Source organism: Streptomyces tibetensis (assembly GCF_007655005.1).
Classification (GTDB): Bacteria; Actinomycetota; Actinomycetes; order Streptomycetales; family Streptomycetaceae; genus Streptomyces; species Streptomyces tibetensis.
On sequence record NZ_SZVW01000010.1, the window covers coordinates 185,627 to 212,205 of the forward strand.

Below are 26,579 nucleotides of genomic sequence, written 5' to 3' on the forward strand. Positions count from 1 at the left end.
TCGCGCCGCGTTGTGCACGGCCCTGCCGAGGAGGGGGACCGCGATGCTGTCGACAGGCCTGCCCCAGGGGGCGGTACCCAAGCTGGAACGCCCGGGTCCGCTGCGTGATCGTGTCTACGAGGCACTGCTCGAACTCATCACGACCCGTGCGCTCCAGCCCGGCCAGCATCTCGTGGAGAGCGAACTCGCCGGACACCTCGGGGTCTCCCGGCAGCCCGTGCGCGAGGCGCTGCAGCGGCTCAACACCGAGGGGTGGGTCGATCTGCGGCCCGCCCAGGGCGCGTTCGTGCACGAGCCGACGGAGGAGGAGGCCGACCAGCTCCTCACGGTCCGTACGCTCCTGGAGGCCGAGGCGGCCCGGCTCGCGGCGGCCAACGCCAACAGCGCGGGCATCGCCGCCCTGGAAGCGCTGTGCGCGGAGGGCGAGAAGGCCGTCGAGGCCGATGACGTGGACGGGGCCGTCGCCATGAACGCCCATTTCCACGCCAAGATCATGGAGCTCGCCGGCAACGCGGTCCTCGCCGAACTCGCCGCCCAGGTCGACCGGCGCGTGCGTTGGTACTACACGCCGGTGGCCCGTCGGCGCGGTCACCAGTCCTGGATCGAGCACCGCGAACTCATCGCCGCGGTCGCCGACCGGGACGAACAGCGCGCCACCCAGCTGATGCGCGCGCACACCGAACACACACGGCGCTCGTACCACGCGCGCTCGCGTGCGTAGCGCCGCCATACACCTGTAGCGCCGCCATACGTCCGTAGCGCCGCCCTACGTCTTGAGCGCCGCCACGCGTACGCGGCGCCGTCATGCCTGCCCTGCCACGTGGGAGGGCACCCGCCACCGCTTCTTTGTCCACTGAGTGGAAAAAGTAGGAGGCAATTCCTGCGCGACTTCTTCCCAGCCCCGGCAGCCGCTGCTACGTTCCCTCCGAAAGCAAGCCACCGTGGTGGCGGGAAACCGGCGCGCACAGGCCGATCGAGGCGGGGAGGGGCTCGTGAGACGTATGACCGCACGACCCGGAAACGCCCACCAGGCTCGACTGCTCAAGCTGTTGCGAGACGGCGGCCCCAACTCCCGTGCCCAACTGGGCGACCAGGTCGATCTCTCGCGGTCCAAGCTGGCCGTGGAGGTGGACCGGCTGCTGGAGACGGGGCTGGTCGTGGCCGACGGACTCGCCGCCTCGCGCGGTGGCCGCCGCTCCCACAACATCCGGCTCAACCCCGAACTGCGCTTCCTCGGCGTCGACATCGGCGCGACCTCGGTCGACGTCGCCGTCACCAACGCCGAACTGGAGACCCTCGGACACCTCAACCAGCCCATGGACGTGCGCGAGGGTCCCGTCGCGGTCTTCGAGCAGGTCCTCGCCATGGCCGCGAAACTGAGAGCCTCCGGGCTCGCGGAAGGGTTCGACGGCGCCGGCATCGGCGTCCCGGGCCCGGTCCGTTTTCCCGAGGGCATCCCGGTGGCACCGCCGATCATGCCCGGCTGGGACGGCTTCCCCGTGCGGGAGGCGCTCAGCCAGGAACTCGGCTGCCCGGTCATGGTCGACAACGACGTGAACCTGATGGCGATGGGGGAGCAGCACGCGGGCGTCGCCCGCACCGTCGCCGACTTCCTCTGCGTCAAGATCGGCACCGGCATCGGCTGCGGCATCGTCGTCGGCGGTGAGGTCTACCGCGGTACGACGGGTAGCGCCGGCGACATCGGGCACATCCAGGCCGTCCCCGACGGCCGCCCCTGTGCCTGCGGCAACCGGGGCTGCCTGGAGGCCCACTTCAGCGGGGCCGCCCTGGCCCGTGACGCCACGGAGGCCGCCCAGCAGGGACTTTCGGCCGAACTGGCCTCGCGGCTGGAGACCGACGGCGGCCTCACCGCCGTCGACGTCGCCGCCGCGGCCGCCGCCGGTGACGCCACCGCCCTCGATCTGATCCGCGAGGGCGGCAACCGCACCGGCCAGGTCATCGCCGGCCTGGTCAGCTTCTTCAACCCGGGCCTGGTGGTGATCGGCGGCGGGGTGACCGGCCTCGGTCACACCCTGCTCGCCGCGATCCGCACCCAGGTCTACCGCCAGTCACTGCCGCTGGCGACCGGCAACCTTCCCATCGTCCTGGGCGAGTTGGGCCCCGCCGCCGGAGTGATCGGCGCGGCCCGGCTTATCAGCGACCACCTGTTCTCACCCGCGTAAGCGCACTTCAGTACGTCAGCACGCAAGCACACCAGCACGACGCTTCCGTACCGAGCCCTGCTCTGCCCTGCCCTGAAACCGGCCCGCACGCCCGCCAAGGGGACCTCATGGCACCAGAACCACCGCTGCTCAGCATGTCCGGCATCACCAAGTCGTTCCCCGGAGTCCGGGCCCTCGACGGCGTCGACCTCGACGTCCAGGCCGGCGAGGTGCACTGCCTGCTCGGCCAGAACGGGGCCGGCAAATCCACCCTCATCAAGGTGCTGGCCGGCGCCCACCAGCCCGACACCGGAAGCATCCGCTGGCACGGCGAGGAGGTCACCCTCCGCTCGCCGATCGCCGCCATGCGCCTGGGCATCGCCACCATCTATCAGGAACTCGACCTGGTGGAGCACCTGTCGGTCGCCGAGAACGTCCACCTCGGGCACGAGCCGACCGCCGCGGGATTCATCGTCCGCGGCAAGACGGCCAGTGCGTCAACAGCCGCCCTTCTCAAGCGACTTGGCCATGCCGAGATCGATCCTGCCCGACTCGTCGGGGACCTGTCGGCGGCGCAGCAGCAGATCGTGTCCATGGCGCGGGCGCTCTCGCACGACGTGCGGCTGATCGTGATGGACGAGCCGTCCGCCGCCCTCGACCCGGACGAGGTCGACAACCTCTTCCGCATCGTCGGCGACCTGACCGCCGCCGGGGTCGCCGTCGTCTACATCTCGCACCGCCTGGAGGAGATCCGCCGCATCGGCGACCGGGTGACGGTGCTCAAGGACGGACGGGCCGTCGCGCACGGGCTCCCGGCGAAGTCGACTCCGACCCGCGAGGTCGTCGCGCTGATGACGGGCCGCAACGTCGAGTACGTCTTCCCCGACCGGCCCCTCTCGCCACCACCCGGCGAACCCGTGCTGACGGTCCGAGGGCTCTCCAGGCAAGGGGAGTTCGAGCCCCTCGACCTGGAGGTCCGCCCCGGCGAGATCGTCGGCCTCGCCGGACTCGTCGGCTCGGGCCGCTCCGAGATCCTGGAGACCGTCTACGGCGCCCGCAAACCGACGGCCGGTCAGGTCCTGGTCGACGGACGGGCGTTGCGGCCGGGCAGCGTACGGGCCGCCGTCCGGGCCGGACTCGGACTCGCCCCCGAGGAACGCAAGGCCCAGGCCCTGCTGATGCTGGAGTCCGTCACCCGCAACGTGTCGGTCTCCTCCATGTCCCGCTTCTCGCGCGGCGGCTGGATCGACCGGGGCGCCGAACTCGGTGCCGCCCGGGCCGCCACCCGCGAGCTGTCGCTCCGGCCGGACAATCCGTCCGTGCCCGTGCGCACCCTGTCCGGCGGCAACCAGCAAAAGGCCGTCCTGGCCCGCTGGCTGCTGCGCGGCTGCAAGGTGCTGCTGCTCGACGAACCCACCCGCGGCGTCGACGTGGGCGCCCGCGCCGAGCTCTACGCGGTCATCCGCAGGCTCGCGGACGAGGGCCTCGCCGTGCTGCTGGTCTCCAGCGAGGTGCCCGAGGTGCTCGGCCTCGCCGACCGCGTGCTGGTGCTGCGCGAGGGCCGGGTCGTGCACACGGCGCCCGCGCGCGAACTCGACGAACACCGCGTACTCGACCTGGTCATGGAAGGAAGCCCGGCATGACGCAGCCTGTCTCCCCGCCGCGGGACAGCACCGCGAAGGTGCCCGAGGCCCGGCCTCCGGCCTGGCGCGGCCTGGCGGCCCGTGCCGACGTCCGCACCCTTTCCCTGCTCGGCGTGCTCGCCGCGCTGATCGTCGTCGGCGGCATCACCAAGCCCGACGAGTTCCTCGACACCCGCAATCTGCAACTGGTCCTCACCCAGGCCTCCGTGGTCGGCGTCGTCACCGTCGGCATGACCTTCGTCATCGTCTCCGGCGGGATCGACCTGTCGGTCGGCGCGATCGTCGCCCTCGCCTCGGTGTGGGCCACCACGGTCGCCACCCAGGAATACGGCTTCGCCGGCATCCTCTTCACGGCGATCGTCGTCGGAGTCGGCTGCGGCCTGGTCAACGGGGTGCTCATCGCCTACGGCTCGATGGTGCCGTTCATCGCCACCCTCGCCATGCTGGCCTCCGCCCGCGGCCTCGCCCTGCAGATCACCGACGGCAAGACGCAGATCGTCACCGTGCCCTCCGTCCTCGACCTGGGGGAGCGCGACGCCTACGTCCTCGGCGTCCCGCCCCTGGTCATGGTGTTCGCCGTCGTCACGGTCATCGGCTGGCTGGTGCTCAACCGCACCACCTTCGGCCGCCGCACGGTAGCGGTCGGCGGCAACCCGGAGGCCGCGCGGCTCGCCGGCATCGACGTCCGCCGCCAGCGGCTCTACCTGTACCTGCTGTCCGGGCTGTGCTGCGGCATCGCCGCCTTCCTGCTGATCGTCCTGTCCGGCTCCGGCCAGAACACCAACGGCAACCTCTACGAACTCGACGCGATCGCCGCCGCGATCATCGGCGGCACCCTGCTCACCGGCGGCCGCGGCACCATCACCGGCTCCGTGCTCGGCGTCCTGATCTTCTTCACGATCACCAACATCTTCGCCCTGAACAACCTGCAGAGCGACGTCCAGCAGATCGCCAAGGGCGCGATCATCGTCGCCGCCGTGCTGGTCCAGCGCCGTACCGCCAGCACGACCTGAAAGCCGTACCGCTCCCGCCCGGCACGACCCGAGGAAAGGGTTCTCCCGCCATGACAGAGATCACGAGCCGCAGAGGGCTGCTCTTCGGGGCCGCCGCCGTCTCCGCCGGTGCCCTCCTCACGGGGTGCACGAGCAACGAGCCGTCCGAGTCCGAGGACGAGCCGGCCGGCAACGACCAGCCGGCCGCCGACGACAAGCCCGGCAAGCAGGTCACCATCGGCTTCGCCGGACCGCAGGCCGACCACGGCTGGCTCAACGCGATCAACGACAACGCCAAGAGCCGCGCCGAGAAGTACTCCGACGTCACCCTGGAGATCACCGAGGGCTCCAACGACACCGCCCAGCAGATCGGCCAGATCGAGACCCTCATCAACAAGAAGGTCGACGTCCTGGTCGTGCTGCCCGCCGACGGCAAGGCCCTCACCCAGGTCGGCCTCAAGGCGATGCGCGCCGGCATCCCCGTCGTCAACCTCGACCGCATCTTCAACACCCCGCAGGCCTACCGCTGCTGGATCGGCGGCGACAACTACGGCATGGGTCTCAACGCCGGGCACTACATCGGCGAGAAGCTCAAGGGCAAGTCCGGCGCCCGCGTCATCGAACTGGCCGGCCTGGACAACCTGGAGCTCACCAAGCAGCGCACCCAGGGCTTCGACGACGCCCTGAAGAACTACCCCAACATCAAGAAGGTCGCTCGGCAGGCCGCCGAGTTCACCGTCGAGTCCGGCCAGGCCAAGATGGCGCAGCTGCTCCAGGCCCAGTCGAAGTTCGACGCGCTGTGGAACCACGACGACGACCAGGGCGTGGGCGCGCTGCGCGCCATCGAGCAGGCCGGACGCGACGACTTCCTGATGGTCGGCGGCGCCGGCGCGCTCTCCGCGTTCCAGGCCATCAAGCAGGACGACGGTGTCCTCAAGGCGACCGTGCTGTACCCGCCGACCATGGCCGCCTCCGCGATCGACCTGGCCCGCGCCCTCGGCCAGAGCAAGGGCATCGGGGGCCTCGCCGAGTTCGAGATCCCGTCGTCACTCACCCTCTACTCGGCTGTCGTCGACAAGACCAACGTCGACCGGTACATGTCCACCGGCTTCAAGTGAGCCACCCCGCACCCCCCACGTGCGCCACCCCGACCAGGACGAGGAGGACACCCGTATGGGACAGCCGCAGCAGCAGTCGGAAGGGACCGAGAAAGGCAAGCCACCCCTGCGCGTGGGGATGGTGGGCTACGCCTTCATGGGCGCCGCCCACTCCCAGGGCTGGCGCACCGCGGGCCGCGTCTTCGACCTGCCGCTGAACCCCGTGCAGGCCGTGATCTGCGGCCGGGACGCCGCCGCCGTCCGGGCCGCGGCCGACCGGCACGGCTGGGAGTCCACCGAGACCGACTGGCGAGCCCTCGTCGAACGGGACGACATCGACCTCGTCGACATCTGCACCCCCGGCGACAGCCACGCCGAGATCGCCCTGGCCGCCCTGGCCGCGGGCAAACACGTCCTGTGCGAGAAGCCGCTGGCCAACACCGTCGAGGAGGCCACCTCGATGGTGCTGGCCGCCGAAGAGGCCCGCACGCGCGGTCAGGTGGCGATGGTCGGATTCAACTACCGCCGGGTGCCCGCCACCGCCCAGGCCCGCCGCATGGTCGCCGAGGGCCGCCTGGGCAGGCTGCGGCACGTGCGCGTGACGTACCTCCAGGACTGGCTGGTCGACCCCGCGTTCCCGCTGACCTGGCGGCTGCGCAGGGAGCAGGCCGGCTCGGGCTCGCTGGGCGACCTGGGGGCGCACATCGTCGACCTCGCGCAGTACCTGGTGGGGGAGCCGCTGGCGGGCGTCTCCGCGCTGACCGAGACCTTCGTACGGGAGCGGCCCCTGCCCACGGGCGCCACGAGCGGGTTGTCCGCCGTCACCTCCGCCGGCACCGGGCAGGTCACCGTCGACGACGCCGCGCTGTTCACGGCCCGCTTCCCCTCCGGTGCGCTGGCCTCCTTCGAGGCCACCCGCTACGCCACCGGCCGGAAGAACGCCCTGCGCATCGAACTCAACGGGGAGCGCGGCTCGCTCGCCTTCGACCTGGAGCGGCTCAACGAGCTGTCCTTCCACGACGCCACCGAGCCCGGAGCGGAGGCCGGTTTCCGACGGATCCTCGTCACCGAACCCGACCACCCCTACCTGGAGGCCTGGTGGCCGCCCGGCCACGGCCTCGGCTACGAGCACACCTTCGTCCACCAGGCCCGCGACCTCGTCCACGCCATCGCCGAGGGCCGCCGCCCCGAACCCTCCTTCGCCGACGGGCTGCAGGTGCAGCGCGTGCTCGCGGCGGTCGAGGAGAGCGCCGAGAAGAACTCCGTCTACACGCCGATCGCGGTCTGAGGAGGCCACGAGTATGCCGCGCACCTTCACCCTGTTCACCGGCCAGTGGGCGGACCTGCCCCTGGAGGAGGTCTGCCGCCTGGCCCGCGACTTCGGCTACGACGGCCTGGAACTCGCCTGCTGGGGAGACCACTTCGAAGTCGACAAGGCGCTGACCGATCCCTCCTACGTGGAGTCGAGGCGTCAGCTCCTCGACAAGTACGGCCTCAAGTGCTGGGCGATCTCCAACCACCTGGCCGGCCAGGCCGTCTGCGACGCCATCATCGACGAGCGGCACCAGGCGATCCTCCCGGAAGCGGTCTGGGGCGACGGCAACCCGGAGGGAGTCCGGCAGCGGGCCGCGGACCGCATGAAGGACACCGCCCGGGCCGCGGCCGCCTTCGGTGTGAACACCGTCATCGGGTTCACCGGATCCGCCATCTGGCACCTGGTCGCCATGTTCCCGCCCGCGCCCGAGGCGATGATCGAACGCGGTTACCAGGACTTCGCCGACCGCTGGAACCCGATCCTGGACGTCTTCGACGCCGAGGGCGTGCGATTCGCGCACGAGGTCCACCCCAGCGAGATCGCCTACGACTACTGGACCACCCAGCGGACCCTGGAAGCCGTCGGCCGGCGCCCCGCCTTCGGCCTCAACTTCGACCCCAGCCACTTCGTGTGGCAGGACCTCGACCCGGTCGGCTTCCTCTGGGACTTCCGCGACCGGATCTACCACGTCGACTGCAAGGAGGCCCGCAAGCGCCTCGACGGACGCAACGGCCGCCTCGGCTCCCACCTGCCCTGGGGCGACCCGCGGCGTGGCTGGGACTTCGTCTCCGCCGGGCACGGCGACGTCCCCTGGGAGGACGTGTTCCGGATGCTGCGCTCCATCGACTACGCGGGTCCGATCTCGATCGAGTGGGAGGACGCCGGCATGGACCGGCTCCAGGGCGCCCCCGAGGCACTGACACGCCTCAAGGCCTTCGACTTCGAACCGCCCAGCGCGTCCTTCGACGCCGCGTTCAACAGCTGAACCACGGATTCGGCACACAGACCTGTCTTGACGTGCTCAAGGCACACACACCTCCGGGGTGACGGCGCACCCCGGCGCCCGCACCGCACGCTTCGCACCCACCCCGTACGGCCCACCCCGTTCCCGGAGGGACTTCGTGCACAGAACCAGATCCAGCAGCATCCGCATACCCAGGCGGCCCGCACTGCGCACCACCGTCGCCCTGTTCACCGGCCTGCTCCTGGCCGTCGGCACCCCGGCCACCGTCGCCGGCGCCCACCCCGGCCACCCGGAACACGACGAACCGGCAGCCGCGGAGGGCCAGTTCCAGCAGGTGCCGCTCGCCAAGGGCGAACCCGAGACGGGCGAGCCCATGTCGCTCGCCGTGCTCCCGGACCGCAGCGTCCTGCACACCTCGCGCGACGGCACGCTGCGCCTCACCGACCAGGGCGGCGTCACCAAGATCGCCGGCAAACTCGACGTCTACAGTCATGACGAGGAAGGCCTCCAGGGCGTCGGAATCGACCCGGACTTCAAGAACAACCGGGCGATCTACCTCTACTACGCCCCGCCGCTCGACACCCCCGCGGGCGACGCCCCGGAGACCGGCACCGCCGACGACTTCAAGAAGTTCGACGGCGTCAACCGCCTCTCCCGCTTCGTCCTCAACCCCAACGGCACGCTGAACCTGTCCAGCGAGAAGAAGGTCCTGGACGTCGCGGCCTCCCGGGGCACCTGCTGCCACGTCGGCGGCGACATCGACTTCGACAAGGACGGCAACCTCTACCTGTCGACGGGCGATGACACCAACCCCTTCGCCTCCGACGGATACACACCGATCGACGACCGGCCGAACCGCAACCCGGCCTTCGACGCCCGTCGCAGCGCCGGAAACACCAACGACCTGCGGGGCAAGATCCTGCGCATCAAGGTCGCCGAGGACGGCTCCTACACGGTCCCGGAGGGCAACCTCTTCGCCCCGGGCACGGAGAAGACCCGCCCCGAGATCTACGCGATGGGCTTCCGCAACCCGTTCCGCATGAGCGTCGACGACAAGACCGGCACCGTCTACGTCGGCGACTACGTTTTTTATGGGCTTCCGCAACCCGTTCCGCATGAGCGTCGACGACAAGACCGGCACCGTCTACGTCGGCGACTACGGCCCCGACGCCGGCGCCGCCGACCCGAAACGCGGCCCGAGCGGACAGGTCGAGTTCGCCAAGGTGACCAAGGCCGCCAACTTCGGCTGGCCCTTCTGCACCGGCGACAACGACCCCTACGTCGACTACGACTTCGCCACCAAGGAGTCCGGCGAGACGTTCGACTGCAACGCCCCGAAGAACACCTCGCCGCACAACACGGGCCTGACCGACCTGCCGCCCGCGCAGGCCGCCTGGATCCCGTACGACGGCGGCTCCGTGCCCGAGTTCGGCAGCGGCTCCGAGTCCCCGATGGCCGGCCCGGTCTACCGCTACGACCCCGACCTGAACTCCAGCGTGAAGTTCCCCGAGGCCTACGACGGGGACTTCTTCGCCGGTGAGTTCGGGCGCCGTTGGATCAAGCGGATCGAGGAGAACGCGGACGGTTCCGTCGCCAAGATCAACGACTTCCCCTGGACCGGCACCCAGATCATGGACATGGAGTTCGGCCCCGACGGCGCCCTCTACGTCCTCGACTACGGACTCTCCTGGTTCCAGGGCGACAAGGACTCCGCGCTGTACCGGATCGAGAACGCCGAGGACGGCTTCTCCCCGATCGCCGAGGTGAGCGCCGACAAGACGTCCGGCGCGGCCGGTCTGAAGGTGAAGTTCACCGCCTCCGCCAAGGACGCCGACTCCACGGACCTCACCTACAGCTGGGACTTCGGCGACGGCACCAAGGGCGAGGGCCTCACCCCCACCCACAGGTACAAGAAGATCGGCACCTACAGCGCCACCTTCACCGCCAAGGACCCCGAGGGCAACACCGGCAACGCCAGCGTCCGGATCGTGGTCGGCAACACCGAGCCGAAGGTGACGATCGAGACTCCGGGCAACGGGAGCATGGCCGCCTTCGGCAAGCCCGTCCCGTTCAAGGTGAAGGTCACCGACCCCGAGGAGAGCGTCGACTGCTCCAAGGTCAAGGTCACCTACAGCCTCGGCCACGACTCCCACGCCCACGAACTGACCAGCGAGATGGGCTGCGAGGGCACCCTGACGCCGCCCCCCGGTGACGGCGGACACGACCCCAACGCCAACATCTACGGCGTCGTCGGCGCCGGCTACACCGACGGCGGGGCGAACGGCCAGGAGTCCCTGACCGGCACCGCCCGCACCGTGCTCCAGCCGCTGCACCGCCAGGGCGAGCACTTCACCGCCCAGTCGGGCGTGTCGGTCGTCACCAAGACCGGCGCCAACGGCGGCAAGACCGTCGGCGACATCAACGACGGCGACTGGATCTCCTTCAGCCCCTACCGGTTCGACGGGCAGAAGAAGATGACCGTGCGGGCCTCCTCCGGCGGGGCGGGCGGCTTCATCGAACTGCGCACCGGCTCACCCGACGGGCCCCTGCACGGCTCGGCCTACATCCCGCCGACCGGCGGCTGGGAGACGTTCCAGAACGTCGACGTGCCGCTGCGGTCGCTGCCGAAGAAGACCACCGACATCTACCTGGTGTTCAAGGGCGGCGAGGGCGCGCTCTACGACGTGGACGACTTCGAGTTCTCCAAGGAGCCGTTCAAGGGCGGCAAGAAGGTGCTGGTCTTCTCCAAGACCGCCGGGTTCCGGCACGACTCCATCCCGGCGGGTGTCACCGCCCTGAAGGAACTCGGCGGCCCGGCGGGCATCACCGTCGACGCGACCGAGGAGGCCAGGCAGTTCACCACGACCAACCTCGCCAAGTACGACGCGGTCGCCTTCCTGTCCACCACGGGTGATGTCCTCGACGCCGAACAGCAGAAGGCGTTCGAGGACTACGTGGCGGGCGGCGGTGGCTACATGGGCATCCACGCGGCGGCCGACACCGAGTACGACTGGGAGTTCTACGGCGGCCTCGTCGGCGCCTACTTCCAGTCGCACCCGGCCATCCAGAAGGCCACCGTCCGCGTCGAGGACCACGACCACCCGTCGACCGCGCACCTGGACGACGCCTGGGAGCGCACCGACGAGTGGTACAACTACCGCACCAACCCGCGGGAGAAGGCCAAGGTCCTCGCCACCCTGGACGAGACCACCTACCAGGGCGGCACCATGAAGGGCGACCACCCGATCGCCTGGTGCCAGAGCTACGGCGGGGGCCGGTCCTTCTACACCGGCGGCGGCCACACCAAGGAGTCCTACGCCGACGCCGCCTTCCGCGCCCACCTGCTCGGCGGCCTGCAGTACGCCACCGGCCAGGTGAAGGCGGACTGCAAGCCGGGCAAGGATCACCGGAAGATCTTCAACGGCCAGACCCTGGACGGCTGGAAGCAGGCCGGCCCCGGGAAGTTCACCGTCAAGGACGGCACGCTGGAGTCCGAGGGCGGCATGGGTCTGCTCTGGTACCAGGCCAAGGAGCTGAAGTCGTACTCGCTCAAGCTCGACTGGAAGATGCGCGGCGACGACAACTCCGGGATCTTCGTGGGCTTCCCCGCCTCCGACGACCCCTGGTCCGCGGTGAACAAGGGCTACGAGATCCAGATCGACGCCACCGACGCGGCCGACCGCACCACGGGCTCCGTCTACTCCTTCAAGTCGGCGAACATCAAGGCCCGTGACCAGGTCCTGCGGCCGCCCGGCCAGTGGAACTCCTACGAGATCAAGGTCCAGGGCGAACGCCTCCAGGTGTTCCTCAACGGAGTCAAGATCAATGACTTCACCAACAAGGACCCCGAGCGGAGCCTGACCGACGGCTACATCGGCCTGCAGAACCATGGCGCCGACGACCAGGTTTCCTTCCGCAACATCCAGCTGAGGGAACTGCCCGTCCAGGGCCTGTGAACGGCGGCGGGCGGGGGACGCCGGACCCCCGCCCGCCGTCCCCGTATCCCGCTCCCCCCCGTGGCTCGCGCACGATCAGGAGGCTGCCCATGTCCGCGTCCCTCTCCCGACCGCGTGTGGGGGTGTGGCTGATCGGAGCCCGGGGCTCCGTCGCCACCACCGTCGTCACAGGGTGCGCCGCCGTCGCCGCGGGACTGCACCCGCCCACCGGGATGGTCACCGAGACACCCCCGTTCACCGAGAGCGGCCTGCCCGCGCTCTCCGACCTCGTCTTCGGCGGCCACGACACCCTCGACTGCCCTCTGCCCAAACGCGCCGAGTCCCTGACCGCCGGCGGCGTCCTCCCACCCGGAGTGGCCGCCGCCGTCGCCGCCGAACTCGCCGCCGCCGACCGGGAGATCAGGCCCGGCGGCCCCACCCCCGGGGACACCCGGAGCGAGCCCGAGCTGATCACGGCCTTCGCCGACGATCTGCGCGACTTCCTGCACCGCCACGAGCTGGAGCAGGCCGTGGTGGTGAACGTCGCCTCCACCGAACCCGTCTCCCAGGGGCCCGGCGCCCCCCTGCCGGCCAGCACCCTGTACGCGCTGGCCGCCCTGCGCGCGGGCTGCCCCTACGTCAACTTCACCCCCTCCGAGGGCATGCACCATCCCGTCGCCGCCCGAGAGGCCGAGCGCAGCGGCCTGCCCCATGCCGGGCGGGACGGCAAGACCGGGCAGACACTCCTGCGGGCCGTGCTCGGCCCGATGTTCGCCCAGCGGGCGCTGACGGTCCGGGCCTGGTCGGGTACCAACCTGCTGGGCGGCGGCGACGGTGCCGCCCTCGCCGACCCGGCCGCCGCCGCGGCGAAGAACGCCGGCAAGGAACGCGTCCTCGCCGACACCCTCGGCACCGTCCCCGAGGGCGAGGTCCACATCGACGACGTGCCCGCCCTCGGCGACTGGAAGACCGCCTGGGACCACATCGCCTTCGACGGCTTCCTCGGCACCCGCATGATCCTCCAGACCATCTGGCAGGGCTGCGACTCGGCCCTGGCCGCACCCCTGGTGCTGGACCTGGCCCGCCTGACCGCCCGCGCCCACGAGGCGGGCGTGTCCGGCCCGCTGGGCGCTCTCGGTTTCTACTTCAAGGACCCGGTGGGGGAGGGGCCCTCGGGGCTCGCCGAGCAGTACGGCGAACTTCTCCGTTTCGGGCGGAGCCTCGGGGAGGCCGACGGAGAGGACCGCGGCGCCCGGGCGGTGCGGGGCACGGAGAAGACAGAGGGAGCCCTGTGACGCTGCACGAGAGGACGTGCGGATGCCCCGACGGGACGTCCGCAGCCGCCCCGGGCGACACGTCCGCTGCCACCGGCGGGGGAGCCGCTGCCGCCGCCCCGGGCGACACGTCCGCTGCCACCGGCGGGGGAGCCGCTGCCGCCGCCCCGGGAGGCACTGCCGTTACCGCCCCGCCGGAAGGCACTGCCGCTGCCGCAGCCCCCCGCGCCCACACCGGCCGCTCGCCCCGGAGCCGCGCCTGGGCCGAACTCCTGCGCCTGCCCGCCCTGTTCAGCGTCCCCGGCGACGCTCTGGCAGGCACGGCGGCAACCGGCGCACCCGCCAGCTCCCGCACCCTGCTCGCCATCGCCTCCTCCCTCTGCCTCTACGAGGCCGGCATGGCCCTCAACGACTGGGCCGACCGCCACATCGACGCCGTCGAACGCCCGCACCGCCCCCTGCCCTCCGGCCGCATCCGCCCCGCCGCCGCCCTCACGGCGGCCGGAGCCCTCACCGGAGCCGGACTGGCCCTGGCCGCCCGCGCGGGCCGCCCCGCCCTGGCTGTCGCCGCACCTCTCGCGGCGACCGTCTGGGCGTACGACCTCGGCCTGAAGCACACACCCGCGGGACCCCTGGCCATGGGCACGGCCCGCGGCCTCGACCTGCTCCTGGGAGCCGCGGCCACGACGGGCAGCACACGACCGGCCCTGCCCTCCGCCGCGCTCCTCGGCACCCACACCCTGGCCGTCACCACGGTCTCCCGCCAGGAGGCCCAGGGCGGCTCGCCCCTGCCGCCACTGGCGGCCCTCGCGACGACGGCTCTGCTGACCCGGCTGGTGACGCGGCACTCGGCCGGGGTGACGGGAGGGCGTCGGCAGGGAGCCGGCCACGAGGTGACGCGGGGGCGTCGGCAGGGAGCCGGCCACGAGGTGACGCGGGGGCGTCGGCAGGGAGCCGGCCACGAGGTGACGCGGGGGCGTCGGCAGGGAGCCGTCCACGGCCCGGCAGGTCCCCGAGCGATCCGGCACCCGGCGCAGGACTCCGGAGCGCTGCTCACCACCGCCCTCGGCGCCGCCTACGCCGCGACGACCGCCCGCCCCTACTTCCACGCCACCCTGAATCCCTCACCTCCTCTCACCCAACGCGCCGTCGGATCCGGCATCCGCGCCACGATCCCCCTCCAGGCAGCCCTCACCGCCCGCTCCCGGGGCACGGCCACGGCACTCCTCATCGCCGCGCTCGCGCCCCTCGGCTCCCGGTTCGCCAAGAAGGTGAGCGTCACATGAGCGCCGCATCCCGGGCCTCCGCATCCCGAGCAGCCTCCGAAAGGCGTGCCGAAGCGTCAGGTGCCCCCGGCACCCGGGCCTTTGCCGTCTCACCCGGCAGGATCGCCCGGGCCGCCGCCTCGCCCCACACCACCGGCGCCTCTCCCGGTGACCTCCCTCCCCTCCGTTTCGGCTACGGCACCAACGGTCTCGCCGACCTCCGGCTCGACGACGCCCTCGCCCTCCTCTCCGACCTCGGCTACGACGGTGTCGGACTGACCCTCGACCACATGCACCTCGACCCTCTCGCCCCGGACCTCGCCGCCCGCACCCGCCGGGTCGCGCACCGGCTGGACGAACTCGGGCTGGGCGTCACCATCGAGACGGGCGCCCGCTATGTGCTCGACCCGCGCCGCAAGCACGGCCCGTCCCTGCTGGACCCGGACCCTGACGATCGGGCCCGCCGCGCCGACCTCCTCGGCCGGGCCGTCCGGGTCGCCGCCGACCTCGGCGCGCACGCCGTCCACTGCTTCAGCGGGGTCGTCCCGCGGGGCACCGACACGGACACCGCGTGGAAACGCCTCACCGAGACCCTCACCCCCGTCCTGGACGCCGCGACCTCCGCGGGCATCCCCCTCGCCGTCGAACCCGAGCCGGGCCACCTCCTGGCCACCCTGGCCGACTTCCACCACCTCCGCAGCGCTCTGGACGACCCCGAACCCCTCGGGCTCACCCTGGACATCGGCCACTGCCAGTGCCTCGAACCCCTTTCTCCGGCCGACTGCGTGCGGGCCGCCGCCCCCTGGCTACGGCACGTCCAGATCGAGGACATGCGGCGCGGCGTCCACGAACACCTCCCCTTCGGGGACGGGGAGATCGACTTCCCTCCGGTCCTGGCGGCCCTCGCCGCCACCGGCTACCAGGGCCTGACCGTCGTCGAACTGCCCCGCCACTCCCACGCCGGCCCACACTTCGCCGCACACTCCCTCCCGTTCCTCCGCCACGCCGAGCGGACCGCGGCCGCCGCGCCGCCCGCCCCCGCTCCGGCCCTCCAGCAGGCCGCGCCACCCCACGGCGCTCCCTCCACCACCCATGAGGGGAGCAGCACCAGATGACCCGTCCCCGCGCCACACCAACGGCGAGAACCGAGAAGACGCAGAACACCCAGCCGGCCCAGGGCCTTGAGGACACCGACCGGAGCGCCCAGGCGGCCGAGGGCCTTGAGGACACTGACCGGAGCGCCCAGGCGGCCGAGGGCCTTGAGGACACCGACCGGAGCGCCCAGGCGGCCGAGGGCCCTGAAGACGCCCAGCAGAAGACCCAGCCGGCCCCGGGCCTTGAGGACACCGACCGGAGCACCCAGGGCCCGGGCGACGCCCGCACCCGCGCCCGCCGATCCACCTGGGACACCGCCCCCACCCCCTCGCTCGCCGACCTCCGCCACCACCTCACCACCCGCCTCGACCCGCCCGCCCGTACCTGGCTCGACCACGCCCTCGACGAGGCCGCCGCACACCCCGGCCTCCACGGACCCATCTCCGTGTGGGAACTGCGCCTCGCCGAAGCCGGCCGGCGCTGCGGCCCCGCGTACGCCGACGCCGCACGCGTCCTCATCCTGGTCGCGGCCCGCGCCGGGGGCGACGCCCTGACCCGGGTGTACTTCCAGGGCACCGCCGACGAACGCCGGGCCGTGCTGCACGCCCTGCCCCACCTCGTGTCCGGTCCGGGCGCCCTCCCTCTGATCGAGGACGCCCTGCGCACCAACGACACCCGGCTCCTGAGCGCCGCCGTCGGCCCCTACGCCGCCCGGCACCTGACCTCCCACGCCTGGCGCCACGCCGTGCTGAAGTGCCTGTTCACCGGTGTCCCGGTCGACGATGTGGCGGACCTGCCCCGGCGCGCCGCCGGCGACGGCGAACTCGCCCGCATGCTGGGCGACTACGCCGCCGAACGCACCGCCGCCGGCCGCACCGTCCCCGAGGACCTGTACCGCGTCCTGGACCTGACCGAGTCCGTCACCCCGGCCCCCGGCACGGACCACCCCCACGGCAAGGAGTCCTGATGCGCATCTTCGACCCCCACATCCACATGACGTCCCGGACCACCGACGACTACGAGGCCATGTACGCCGCCGGCGTCCGTGCCCTCGTCGAGCCGTCCTTCTGGCTCGGCCAGCCGCGCACCTCGCCCGCCTCCTTCCGTGACTACTTCGACTCCCTTCTCGGCTGGGAGCCCTTCCGCGCCGCCCAGTACGGCATCGCCCACCACTGCACGATCGCCCTCAACCCCAAGGAGGCGAACGACCCCCGCTGCCTGCCCGTCCTCGACGAGCTGCCCCGGTATCTCGTCAAGGACAACGTCGTGGCGGTGGGAGAGATCGGCTACGACTCCATGACCCCGGCCGAGGACACCGCCCTCGCCGCGCAGCTCCAGCTCGCCGCCGACCACGGCCTGCCCGCCCTCGTGCACACCCCGCACCGGGACAAGCTCGCCGGTCTGCGCCGCACTCTCGACGTCGTCCGGGAGTCCGCACTCGCCCCGGACCGGGTCCTGGTCGACCACCTCAACGAGACCACCGTCAAGGAGGCCAGGGACAGCGGCTGCTGGCTGGGCTTCTCCGTCTACCCGGACACCAAGATGGACGAGGAGCGCATGGTCGAGATCCTGCGCACCTACGGAACCGGGCAGGTCCTGGTGAACTCCGCCGCCGACTGGGGGAGGAGCGACCCCCTCAAGACGCGCAAGGTCGGAGACCTCATGCTGGCGGAGGGCTTCGACGAGGACGACGTCGACCAGGTGCTGTGGCGCAACCCCGTCGCCTTCTACGGGCTCAGCGGACGCCTGAACCTCGACGTCACCGGCACGGAGACCACGCACGAGGGCAACTCCGTCCTGCGGGGCGCCCCCAAGGACCCGCACGAGCCGGACACCGGCCCGCAGACGTCGGCCCCCGTCCCCGCCGCGGAGGCGTGAACCATGCGCTTCCGCCACCCCGACGGTTCCACCGTCCATCTCGCCTACTGCACCAACGTCCACCCCGCCGAAACCCTCGACGGCGTCCTCGCCCAGCTCCGCGACCACTGCGAGCCCGTCCGCCGACGCCTGGGCCGCGACCGGCTGGGCATCGGGCTGTGGCTCGCCAAGGACGCCGCCCACGCCCTCGTCACCGACCCGGCCGCCCTGCGCGGCCTGCGCACCGAGCTCGACCGGCGCGGCCTCGAGGTCGTCACCCTCAACGGCTTCCCCTACGAGGGCTTCGGCGCCGAAGAGGTCAAGTACCGCGTCTACACACCGGACTGGGCCGATCCGGAGCGCCTCGACCACACCACCGCCCTGGCCCGCGTCCTCGCCGGTCTCCTCCCGGACGACGTCACCGACGGGACCATCTCCACGCTGCCCCTCGCCTGGCGCACCGCGTACGACGACACACGTGCGCAGACCGCCCGCACCGCGCTGCGCACACTCGCCGAACGCCTCGACGCCCTCGAGGAACTGACCGGCCGCTCCATCCGCGTCGGCCTGGAACCGGAACCCGGATGCGTCGTCGAGACCACCCACGACGCCATCGCCCCGCTCACCGCGATCGGCCACCACCGCATCGGCATCTGCGTCGACACCTGCCACCTCGCCACCTCCTTCGAGGATCCGCACACCGCCCTGGACGCTCTCACCGCAGCCCGCGTCCCCGTCGTCAAATCCCAGCTCTCCGCCGCCCTGCACGCCGAGCACCCCCATCTCCCCGAGGTGCGCGAAGCACTGGCCGCCTTCGCCGAACCCCGCTTCCTGCACCAGACCCGCACGGCGACCGCCGCCGGCCTGCGCGCCACCGACGACCTCGACGAGGCCCTCGCCGGAGATGCCCTGCCGGACGCCTCACCCTGGCGCGCCCACTTCCACGTCCCGCTGCACGCGGCCCCCGCCACGCCCCTCACCTCCACCCTCCCGGTCCTGACATCCGCACTGACCCGGCTGGTCGGCGGCCCGGCCCCGCTCACCCGCCATCTGGAGGTCGAGACCTACACCTGGCAGGCCCTTCCGCCCGAGCTGCGCCCCAAGGGCCGCTCCCAGCTCGCCGAGGGCATCGCCGCCGAACTCGCCCTCGCCCGCGACCTGCTGACGGACCTCGGCCTGAAGGAGCTGCCATGAGCACCGGCCCCCATGAGCACCCGGACCCGGCCGCCACCGACACCCCCGCCCCGCCTGCGGAGACCACGGACACCCTCGCCTCGCTTCCGGCCGTCACGGACACACCCGCCCCGCTTCCGGCGGCCACAAGCCCGGACCGCCCCACCCCGCTCCTCGTCCTCGACGTCGTCGGCCTCACCCCCCGTCTCCTCGACCACATGCCCCACCTCAAGGCGCTTGGCCAGTCAGGCTCCCGCGCCCCGCTGGGCACCGTCCTGCCCGCCGTCACCTGTGCCGCCCAGTCCACGTTCCTCACCGGCACCATGCCCTCGGAGCACGGCATCGTCGGCAACGGCTGGTACTTCCGCGAACTCGGCGATGTCCTGCTGTGGCGCCAGCACAACGGGCTCGTGGCCGGTGACAAACTCTGGGACGCCGCCCGCCGCGCCCACCCCGGCTACACCGTCGCGAACATCTGCTGGTGGTACGCCATGGGCGCCGACACCGACATCACCGTCACCCCCCGTCCCGTCTACTACGCCGACGGCCGCAAGGAGCCCGACTGCTACACCCGCCCGGCCGCACTCCACGACGAACTCACCGACAAACTCGGCACGTTCCCCCTGTTCCACTTCTGGGGTCCCGGAGCCGACCTCGTCTCCAGCCGGTGGATCATCGACGCCACCCGCCACATCATCACGACCCGGCACCCCGACCTGACGCTCTGTTACCTCCCTCACCTCGACTACGACCTGCAGCGCTTCGGCCCCGACGACCCGCGCTCCCTGAAGGCGGCCGCCGACCTGGACGCCGCCCTGGCCCCGCTGCTGGACGCCGCCCGCGCAGAAGGCCGTACCGTCGTCGCGCTGTCCGAGTACGGCATCACCCGCGTGAACCGGCACGTCGACATCAACCGCGCCCTGCGCCGCGCCGGGCTGCTGGAAGTGCACACGCAGGACGGCATGGAGTACCTCGACCCGATGGCGTCCCGTGCCTTCGCAGTGGCCGACCACCAGATCGCCCATGTCTACGTGCGCCGCCCCGAGGACCTCGACGCCACCCGCGCGGCCCTCGACGGCCTGCCCGGCATCGCCCAGCTCCTCGACGACGAGGGCAAGAAGGCCCATCACCTCGACCATCCGCGCGCCGGCGAACTCGTCGCCGTGGCGGAAGCCGACGCCTGGTTCACGTACTACTACTGGCTCGACGACGACCGCGCGCCCGACTTCGCGCAACTGGTCGAGATCCACCGCAAACCCGGCTACGACCCGGTCGAACTCTTCATGGATCCCCTCGACCCCTACGTCAAGGTCAAGGCGGCCACCGCACTGGCGCGCAAGAAACTCGGCATGCGCTACCGCATGGCGGTCGTGCCCCTGGACCCCTCACCTATTCGCGGCAGCCACGGCCGCCTTCCGCAGAGCGACGACGACGGTCCGCTCCTCATCTGCTCCACCCCCCGCGCTGTCGGCGACCGCGTCGCGGCCACCGATGTGAAGTCACTGCTGCTCCGACTCGCCGGTCTCGCCTGAGGTCACAGCCCTCAGCACCGACCGCTCACAAGTGAAGCACTCACCACCGACAACGCCCCGCGATCACGAGGAGTTCCACGCATGAGCCGCTTCTCCCAGCCCGACCCCGAGCTCGGCCACCGCCTCAGCAGACGAGGCATGCTCGGCGTGGCCGCCGGTGCCACCGCCGCCGCCCTGCTCGGCGCCGCGGCCCCGGCGAACGCCGCCACCGGCAACGCCACCGCAGCCACCGGCGGCGCCACGCCCGCCACCGCGTCCGGAACCAAGGGCCGCGGCCGCCCCGTCCTGCCACCCGGCCGCCTCGGCATCCAGCTCTACAGCCTGCGCGACAAGGTCTCCACCCTCGGCTTCGGCCCCGTCTTCGCCGAACTGGAGCGGTACGGATACGACGAGGTCGAGTTCGCCGGATACACCCAGGGCTCCGCCGGCCCCATCACGCTCGCCCAGCTCAAGCGACTGGCCCGCAACCACGGCCTGAACCCGATCGGCAGCCACGTCGGCTACTACTCCGACGACCCGAACGCCTACACCTTCGCCCAGAACCTCACCAAGGTCCTCGACGACGCCCAGGCCCTCGGCCTCAAGCACATCGGCACGGCCTCCGGCCCGTTCCGCTACGGCTCGACCGTCGACGCCTGGAAGCGCGCCGCCGAAGACTTCAACACCTACGGGGCGGCGGCCAGAGCCCGGGGCATGAAGTTCTACCAGCACAACCACTCCGAGGAGTTCTCCTTCGCCACCGACAACCCCAAGGTCCGCCTCTACGACATCCTGCTCAAGGAGACCGACCCGGACCTCGTCCACCTGGAGATGGACATCTACTGGGCGTACGTCGGCCAGTTCCGCTTCTCCAAGCGGCCCGACGGCACGCCCGCCCCGTTCGAGCCGCTGAACTACGTCCTGCGGCAGCCTGACCGCTACCCGCTCTTCCACGTGAAGGACGGCGAGAGCGACCCGTCGAACCCATACGGCTACAACATGACCGACGTCGGCGACGGGGACATCGACTACCAGCGGTTCATCTCCGCCGTGACCCGGCTGCGCGGCCACCGCATGGCCCACCACTGGCAGGCGGAGCACGACAACCCGGCCGAGTCCTTCACCTTCGCGCGTCGCTCCAGCGCGCACCTGCACTCCCTCAGGGAGAGGTGCTGACCGCTGTAGGGACATGAGGAGGCCCCTCCCCGAACGGGGAGGGGCCTCCTCATGGGTGCCGCGGACGTCAGCCCGCGGTCCAAGCCCGAGCCGGTGCGCGACCCGGCTGGCGCAGCAGCAGGGCCACCGAAGCGGCGAGCATCGACACGCCCCCGGCGAGCGCGTACGCGCCGTTGTAGCCCCAGGCCGCGACCACCATCGAGCCCAGCCCGCCGCCGAACAGTCCGCTGATCAGCTTGCCGCTGTAGACCAGCCCGTAGTTGGTGGCGTTGTAGTTCTCCCCGAAGTAGTCCGGGGTGAGTGCCGCGAACAGCGGGTAGAACGCGCCGCCGCCGAAGCCGGACAGGAACGCGAAGAACAGGAACAGCCACTCGCTCTTCAGGTCGCCCGCCCAGATCACGCCGAACTGGGCGAGGCCCAGCACGACGATGACGAACACCAGGGTGGACTTGCGGCCCCACCGGTCGGACAGCCAGCCCACCACGCCGCGGCCGATGCCGTTGACCACCGCCATCACGCCCATCGACGACGCCGCCACCAGCGGGCCGAAACCCACGTCCTTGGCGAAGTCGACCTGGAACGAGATCCCGAAGATCGACACGCCGGCGGTCATCACCACCGAGATCCACATCAGCGGCAGCATGCCCGTGCGGATGGCCTCCTTCGGGGTGTACTGCCGTACCGCCGGGGGGTTCTTGGCCAGGCTCGCGGCGTTCTTCCGGTCGCCGGAGAAGGTCAGCGGGTCGATGTCCGCCGGCCACCAGTTCTTCGGTGGATCCTTGAAGAAGAACGCGCAGGCCACGACCACGATCATCACGTAGCAGCCGATGAGGTCCAGGACCCGGTGGTAGTTCGCCGTGTCGAAGCCGTAGTTGAAGATGAAGATGAACGGCAGCGACCCGTACGCGAACCCTCCGTTGACGAACCCCGTGCGGGCGCCGCGCCGCTCCGGGAACCACTTGCCGACCATGTTGATGCAGGTGGCGTAGACGAGCCCGGCGCCGATCCCGCCGACCACGCCGAAGCCGAGGATCGCCAGCAGCACGTTGTTCAGGTGCGACAGTGCCAGGAACCCCAGCAGGCACAGGCCCGACCCGATGTACATGGCCGAGCGGGCCGACAGGTGGCCCTTCTCCCGCAGCCAGCCCGCCGGGAAGGCGATGCCGGCCTGGAAGAACACCCAGACGCTGAGGATCCAGAAGGTGTTGCTCTGCGTCCAGCCGTGCGCGTGGGACAGGGTGTCCTCCGCGGAGCCGTACGCGTACTCGAAGACGCTGATGGCCATCATGGCGATCCACGGCAGATACACCATGATCTTGCGGGAGTGGCCGAGGATGTCCCGGTCGGTCTCGCCGAGGCGGTAGACACGGCCGTGGGAGTCGGTCACCTCGCGGTAGGGACGGTGTGCGGCGTCGGAGGGTAAGGGGGCGGTGCGTGCTTCGTACGGATCTGCCGTCATGTCAGGCTGTGTCCTCGCCGAGCGGTTGGGGGTTGGGGGAGACGCGGCCCGTCTTCCTGTCGCGTCCCGGCGGTGTCAGGAACAGCGCCACGCAGCCGGCGAAGAGGGAGATGGAGCCGGCCAGGATGAAGGCACCGGAGTGCCCCCAGGCGCCGACGACCACGGCACCCATGCCGGCCCCCAGGCCGGAGACGAGCTTGGCGCTGTAGACCATGCCGTAGTTGGAGGCGTTGTTGTTCTCGCCGAAGTAGTCGGCGGTGAGCGCCGCGAACATCGGGAAGATGGCGCCGCCGCCGAAGCCGGAGATCGCGGAGAAGACCAGGAACAGGGTCAGGTTCTTGCTCTCGGCCGACCAGAGGATGCCGAACTGGGCGAGGCCCAGGATCAGGCACACCACGAGCAGGCACCGCTTGCGGCCGTAGAGGTCCGAGAGCCAGCCGATGACACCGCGGCCGGTGCCGTTGACGACTGCCTTCAGGGACATGGCCGTGGCCACGATCCCGCCGGCGAATCCGGCCTCCTCGCCGATGTCCACCTGGAAGGCGATACCGAAGATGTTCACGCCGGACGTGCACGCCAGGCAGAACCACATCAGGGCGACCCTGCCGGTCTTCCACGCCTCCTTGGGGGAGTACTGGTGCACCGCCGGCGGGTTCATCCGCAGCGAGCGGGCCGCGCGCGGGTCGTCCGGTGGGTTCAGCGGGTCGATCGTGGCGGGCCACCAGTTCTTCGGCGGGTCCTTGAAGAAGTAGCCGGAGCAGGCGACCATGCCGGCCAGGAACACACCCACCGAAACCAGCACCCAGCGGAAGTTGGTCAGGTCCATGTAGCCGTTGAAGAGGAAGACGAAGGGCACCGAGCCATAGGCGAAACCGCCGTTGACGAAGCCGGTCTTGCCGCCCTTGCGCTCCGGATACCACTTGCCCACCATGTTGACGCAGGTCGCGTACACCATGCCGGCGCCCATGCCGCTGAACATGCTGAAGCCGATGTAGGCGAAGACCACGTGCGGCGCGAAGGCGAGGGACAGGTAGCCCAGCAGGGTGCCCGTCGCGCCGAGCATCATGGCCCAGCGGGCCGGCAGCTTCCCGCTCTCACGCAGCTTGCCCGCGGGGAAGGCCACCGCGGCCTGGAAGAAGACCCAGACGGTCATCATCCAGAAGATGTGCATGCTGTTCCAGCTGTGCGCCGTGTGCAGGGTGTCCTCGGCCGACGCGAACGCGTATTCGGCGGAGGAGATGCCCATCATGCCGATCCAGGGCAGGATCACCATCCACTTGCGCTTGCGCCCCATGATGTCGATGTCGGTCTCACCGAGGCGGTAGACGCGACCGTTCGCGTCGGTGACCTCCCGGTAGGGAACCGTTGTTGGCAGATCGGTCGTTGTCATGTCGTGTCGCACCCCTTGCGTCGAAAGATCTGGCCAGCGCCCCCTGTCCCATGCCTTTCGTGCGCGCGCGGGTCCCGGGGCCGGTCGACGCGCACCGTCGGCCGGCCCCCCGCTCACTCACCTCATGTACCGCCCCCCAGCCGTCCCGCCTCCCGCGCCCAGCGGTACTTCGCGCCGAGCACGGCCACCGGCTTCTCGGTCGTGTACGGGTACGCCACGACCCCGCGCTCGAAGAGGTACTGGCAGGCCTCCTCGACCTCCACGTCCCCCGCGAGCGACGCCACCACGGGCTTCTCGATCCCGCGCTCCCGGAACTCGGCCACCACGCGCGCGGTGAGTTCCGCGAAGACCATGGGAGGAGTGACGATGGTGTGCCAGTAGCCGAGGACCAGCGCGTGGATGCGCGGATCCTCCAGACCCAGCCGGATCGTCGCCTCGTACGTCGACGGCGGCTCGCCCCCGGTGATGTCCACCGGGTTGCCCGCGGCCCCGAAGGGCGGGATGAACTTCCGGAACGCCTCGTCCAGGTCCGGCGGGATCTCCATCAGCGACAGTCCGTTGTCCGTCACCGCGTCGGAGAGCAGCACACCGCTGCCGCCGGCACCCGTGATGATCACGACGTTGTCGCCCTTGGGCGCGGGCAGCACCGGCAACGCGCGCGCGTACTCCAGCATGTCGTTCAGCCCCGGCGCCCGGATCACCCCGGCCTGGCGCAGGATGTCGTCATACACGGCGTCGTCACCCGCCAGGGCCCCGGTGTGCGAACCGGCCGCCTTGGCACCCGCGGCCGTCCGCCCGGCCTTCAGCACGACCACCGGCTTCTTCGGCACGGTCGCCCGCGCGGCCTCCACGAAGGCCCGGCCGTCCTTGAGGTCCTCCAGGTGCATCGCGATGCAGTCGGTGTGCGGGTCCTCGCCGAACCAGGTCAGCAGGTCGTCCTCGTCCAGGTCCGACTTGTTGCCGAGCCCGACGATCGCCGACACACCTGTCTTGGTGGTGCGCGCGAAGCCCAGGATGGCCATCCCGATGCCGCCCGACTGGGAGGTCAGCGCGACCCCGCCCTTGACGTCGTACGGCGTGCAGAACGTGGCGCACAGGTCCTGCCAGGTCGAGTAGTAGCCGTAGATGTTCGGCCCCAGCAGCCGCACGCCGTGCCGCTCGGCGATCTCCACGATCTCCGCCTGGAGTTCGTGCTCGCCGGTCTCCGCGAACCCGGAGGGGATCAGCACGGCGTTCGGGATCTTCTTGCGTCCCACCTCCTCCAGGGCCGAGGCCACGAACTTGGCGGGGATCGCGAAGACCGCCACATCCACCTCACCGGGAACGTCCGCGACACTCTTGTACGCCTTGCGGCCCAGAATGTCATCGGCCTTGGGGTTCACCGGGTGGATCTCGCCCGCGAAGCCCCCGTCCACGAGGTTGCGCATCACCGAATTGCCTATCTTGCCCTGCTCGTTGGAGGCGCCGATCACGGCGACCGAGCGAGGCTGCATCAGCCGGCGCATCGAGGTGAGGATCTCGTCGCGCGAGTACTTCCGGCGCGGCGTGGGCTGCGACTCGGCGAGGATCACCCGGATGTCGGCCGCGACGGCCCCTTCCGGTGTCGCGATCACCGGATTGAGGTCCACCTCGGCGATCTCGGGGAAGTCCGCGACGAGTTGCGACACCCGGCGGATCTGCTCGGCGACGGCCCACCGGTCCACACCCGCCTGGCCGCGCACCCCGCGCAGGATCTCCGCCGACCGGATCGAGTCCAGCATGGACAGCGCCTCGTCGGCCGTCACCGGCGCGAGCCGGAACGTGACGTCCTTGAGCACCTCGACGAGCACCCCGCCGAGCCCGAAGGCGACCACCTTCCCGAACGTCGGGTCCGTGACCGCGCCCACGATGACCTCCTGCCCCTTCGGCAGCAGCTCCTGCACCTGCACGCCCGAGATACGGGCATCGGCGTCGTAGGCGCGCGCGTTGTCGATGATCGTGTGGAACGCGGTCCGTACGTCGGCCGCGCCCTCGACCCCGACGATCACCCCGCCGGCGTCGGTCTTGTGCAGGATGTCCGGCGAGACGATCTTCATCACGACGGGCCCGCCGAAGCGTGCCGCGAACGCCACGGCCTCGTCGACGTCCGTCGCCAGTTCCTCGCCCGGTACGGCGATCCCGTACGCGTCGGCGATCACCTTGCCCTCGGGCGCGGTCAGCGCGGTCCGTCCCTCGGCCCGTACGGACTCCAGGAGGGACCGCACCCGCAGGACCCGGTCTTCCGCCATCACG

At 71.1% G+C, this 26,579-nt stretch carries 17 protein-coding genes and 2 pseudogenes; 16 read left to right on the forward strand and 3 right to left on the reverse strand.

Features of this window, described 5'->3' with window-relative positions:
- The first annotated feature begins 43 nt into the window (after positions 1–43).
- The 16 genes and pseudogenes from FDO69_RS18765 (at position 44) to FDO69_RS18840 (ending at position 21,459) form a co-directional block, all read left to right on the forward strand.
- Positions 44–721: a GntR family transcriptional regulator gene (locus tag FDO69_RS18765; RefSeq protein WP_104780992.1), complete on the forward strand. Its 678-nt coding sequence runs from the start codon at positions 44–46 to the stop codon at positions 719–721.
- Positions 722–1,001: 280 nt separating this feature from the next.
- Positions 1,002–2,183 (forward strand): ROK family transcriptional regulator, encoded by a 1,182-nt coding sequence (locus FDO69_RS18770; RefSeq protein WP_104780993.1) that lies wholly within the window; start codon positions 1,002–1,004, stop codon positions 2,181–2,183.
- Between the two features lie 107 nt (positions 2,184–2,290).
- On the forward strand, positions 2,291–3,805 hold the full coding sequence (locus FDO69_RS18775; RefSeq protein ID WP_104780994.1) for a sugar ABC transporter ATP-binding protein: 1,515 nt from the start codon (positions 2,291–2,293) through the stop codon (positions 3,803–3,805).
- Entirely contained in the window at positions 3,802–4,818 is a 1,017-nt protein-coding gene (locus FDO69_RS18780) for an ABC transporter permease (protein ID WP_104780995.1), read from the forward strand. Before FDO69_RS18775 ends, FDO69_RS18780 begins: the two co-directional genes overlap by 4 nt.
- 50 nt (positions 4,819–4,868) lie before the next feature.
- A complete protein-coding gene (locus FDO69_RS18785; protein WP_104780996.1) occupies positions 4,869–5,915 on the forward strand; it encodes a substrate-binding domain-containing protein in 1,047 nt (348 codons plus the stop codon).
- A 55-nt stretch (positions 5,916–5,970) separates the two neighbouring features.
- On the forward strand, positions 5,971–7,182 hold the full coding sequence (locus tag FDO69_RS18790; RefSeq protein WP_104781102.1) for a Gfo/Idh/MocA family protein: 1,212 nt from the start codon (positions 5,971–5,973) through the stop codon (positions 7,180–7,182).
- Between the two features lie 13 nt (positions 7,183–7,195).
- On the forward strand, positions 7,196–8,194 hold the full coding sequence (locus FDO69_RS18795; protein ID WP_104780997.1) for a sugar phosphate isomerase/epimerase family protein: 999 nt from the start codon (positions 7,196–7,198) through the stop codon (positions 8,192–8,194).
- A gap of 136 nt (positions 8,195–8,330) precedes the next feature.
- Positions 8,331–12,129 (forward strand): annotated as a pseudogene (locus tag FDO69_RS18800) (ThuA domain-containing protein).
- Positions 12,130–12,218: 89 nt separating this feature from the next.
- Positions 12,219–13,403, forward strand: a complete 1,185-nt coding sequence (locus FDO69_RS18805; protein ID WP_104780998.1) for an inositol-3-phosphate synthase — start codon at positions 12,219–12,221, stop codon at positions 13,401–13,403.
- A gap of 2 nt (positions 13,404–13,405) precedes the next feature.
- Complete coding sequence (locus FDO69_RS18810; RefSeq protein WP_104781103.1) at positions 13,406–14,668, forward strand: SCO3242 family prenyltransferase; 1,263 nt, start codon at positions 13,406–13,408, stop codon at positions 14,666–14,668.
- Positions 14,665–15,762, forward strand: coding sequence for a sugar phosphate isomerase/epimerase family protein (locus FDO69_RS18815; protein ID WP_234387990.1), 1,098 nt, complete (start codon positions 14,665–14,667; stop codon positions 15,760–15,762). Before FDO69_RS18810 ends, FDO69_RS18815 begins: the two co-directional genes overlap by 4 nt.
- A gap of 314 nt (positions 15,763–16,076) precedes the next feature.
- A pseudogene (locus tag FDO69_RS18820) lies at positions 16,077–16,709 on the forward strand (EboA domain-containing protein); the annotation flags it as partial.
- A complete protein-coding gene (locus FDO69_RS18825; RefSeq protein ID WP_104780999.1) occupies positions 16,709–17,620 on the forward strand; it encodes a TatD family hydrolase in 912 nt (303 codons plus the stop codon). The pseudogene FDO69_RS18820 and the gene FDO69_RS18825, both read left to right, overlap by 1 nt.
- 3 nt (positions 17,621–17,623) lie before the next feature.
- Positions 17,624–18,793 carry a metabolite traffic protein EboE gene (gene eboE, locus FDO69_RS18830; protein ID WP_104781000.1) on the forward strand — a complete coding sequence of 390 codons (1,170 nt, stop codon included), beginning with the start codon at positions 17,624–17,626 and terminating at the stop codon, positions 18,791–18,793.
- Complete coding sequence (locus tag FDO69_RS18835) at positions 18,790–20,304, forward strand: alkaline phosphatase family protein (RefSeq protein ID WP_234387991.1); 1,515 nt, start codon at positions 18,790–18,792, stop codon at positions 20,302–20,304. Before eboE ends, FDO69_RS18835 begins: the two co-directional genes overlap by 4 nt.
- Positions 20,305–20,385: 81 nt before the next feature.
- Complete coding sequence (locus FDO69_RS18840) at positions 20,386–21,459, forward strand: sugar phosphate isomerase/epimerase family protein (protein ID WP_104781001.1); 1,074 nt, start codon at positions 20,386–20,388, stop codon at positions 21,457–21,459.
- 67 nt (positions 21,460–21,526) lie between these two features.
- Here FDO69_RS18840 and FDO69_RS18845 read toward each other — a convergent pair whose 3' ends face one another.
- From FDO69_RS18845 to FDO69_RS18855, 3 genes are all read right to left on the reverse strand, one after another.
- On the reverse strand, positions 21,527–22,918 hold the full coding sequence (locus FDO69_RS18845; RefSeq protein ID WP_104781002.1) for an OFA family MFS transporter: 1,392 nt from the start codon (positions 22,916–22,918) through the stop codon (positions 21,527–21,529).
- A gap of 1 nt (position 22,919) precedes the next feature.
- On the reverse strand, positions 22,920–24,308 hold the full coding sequence (locus FDO69_RS18850) for an OFA family MFS transporter (protein ID WP_104781003.1): 1,389 nt from the start codon (positions 24,306–24,308) through the stop codon (positions 22,920–22,922).
- 122 nt (positions 24,309–24,430) lie between these two features.
- Positions 24,431–26,575: an acetate--CoA ligase family protein gene (locus FDO69_RS18855; protein ID WP_104781105.1), complete on the reverse strand. Its 2,145-nt coding sequence runs from the start codon at positions 26,573–26,575 to the stop codon at positions 24,431–24,433.
- Between the last annotated feature and the right edge of the window lie 4 nt (positions 26,576–26,579).

Bases quoted from the DNA above. Each gene is read 5' to 3' on its own strand.
- FDO69_RS18765 (WP_104780992.1), top strand. From the start codon at position 44: ATGCTGTCGACAGGCCTGCCCCAGGGGGCGGTACCCAAGCTGGAACGC.
- FDO69_RS18770 (WP_104780993.1), top strand. From the start codon at position 1,002: ATGACCGCACGACCCGGAAACGCCCACCAGGCTCGACTGCTCAAGCTG.
- FDO69_RS18775 (WP_104780994.1), top strand. From the start codon at position 2,291: ATGGCACCAGAACCACCGCTGCTCAGCATGTCCGGCATCACCAAGTCG.
- FDO69_RS18780 (WP_104780995.1), top strand. From the start codon at position 3,802: ATGACGCAGCCTGTCTCCCCGCCGCGGGACAGCACCGCGAAGGTGCCC.
- FDO69_RS18785 (WP_104780996.1), top strand. From the start codon at position 4,869: ATGACAGAGATCACGAGCCGCAGAGGGCTGCTCTTCGGGGCCGCCGCC.
- FDO69_RS18790 (WP_104781102.1), top strand. From the start codon at position 5,971: ATGGGACAGCCGCAGCAGCAGTCGGAAGGGACCGAGAAAGGCAAGCCA.
- FDO69_RS18795 (WP_104780997.1), top strand. From the start codon at position 7,196: ATGCCGCGCACCTTCACCCTGTTCACCGGCCAGTGGGCGGACCTGCCC.
- FDO69_RS18805 (WP_104780998.1), top strand. From the start codon at position 12,219: ATGTCCGCGTCCCTCTCCCGACCGCGTGTGGGGGTGTGGCTGATCGGA.
- FDO69_RS18815 (WP_234387990.1), top strand. From the start codon at position 14,665: ATGAGCGCCGCATCCCGGGCCTCCGCATCCCGAGCAGCCTCCGAAAGG.
- FDO69_RS18825 (WP_104780999.1), top strand. From the start codon at position 16,709: ATGCGCATCTTCGACCCCCACATCCACATGACGTCCCGGACCACCGAC.
- eboE (WP_104781000.1), top strand. From the start codon at position 17,624: ATGCGCTTCCGCCACCCCGACGGTTCCACCGTCCATCTCGCCTACTGC.
- FDO69_RS18835 (WP_234387991.1), top strand. From the start codon at position 18,790: ATGAGCACCGGCCCCCATGAGCACCCGGACCCGGCCGCCACCGACACC.
- FDO69_RS18840 (WP_104781001.1), top strand. From the start codon at position 20,386: ATGAGCCGCTTCTCCCAGCCCGACCCCGAGCTCGGCCACCGCCTCAGC.
- FDO69_RS18845 (WP_104781002.1), bottom strand. From the start codon at position 22,918: ATGACGGCAGATCCGTACGAAGCACGCACCGCCCCCTTACCCTCCGAC.
- FDO69_RS18850 (WP_104781003.1), bottom strand. From the start codon at position 24,308: ATGACAACGACCGATCTGCCAACAACGGTTCCCTACCGGGAGGTCACC.
- FDO69_RS18855 (WP_104781105.1), bottom strand. From the start codon at position 26,575: ATGGCGGAAGACCGGGTCCTGCGGGTGCGGTCCCTCCTGGAGTCCGTA.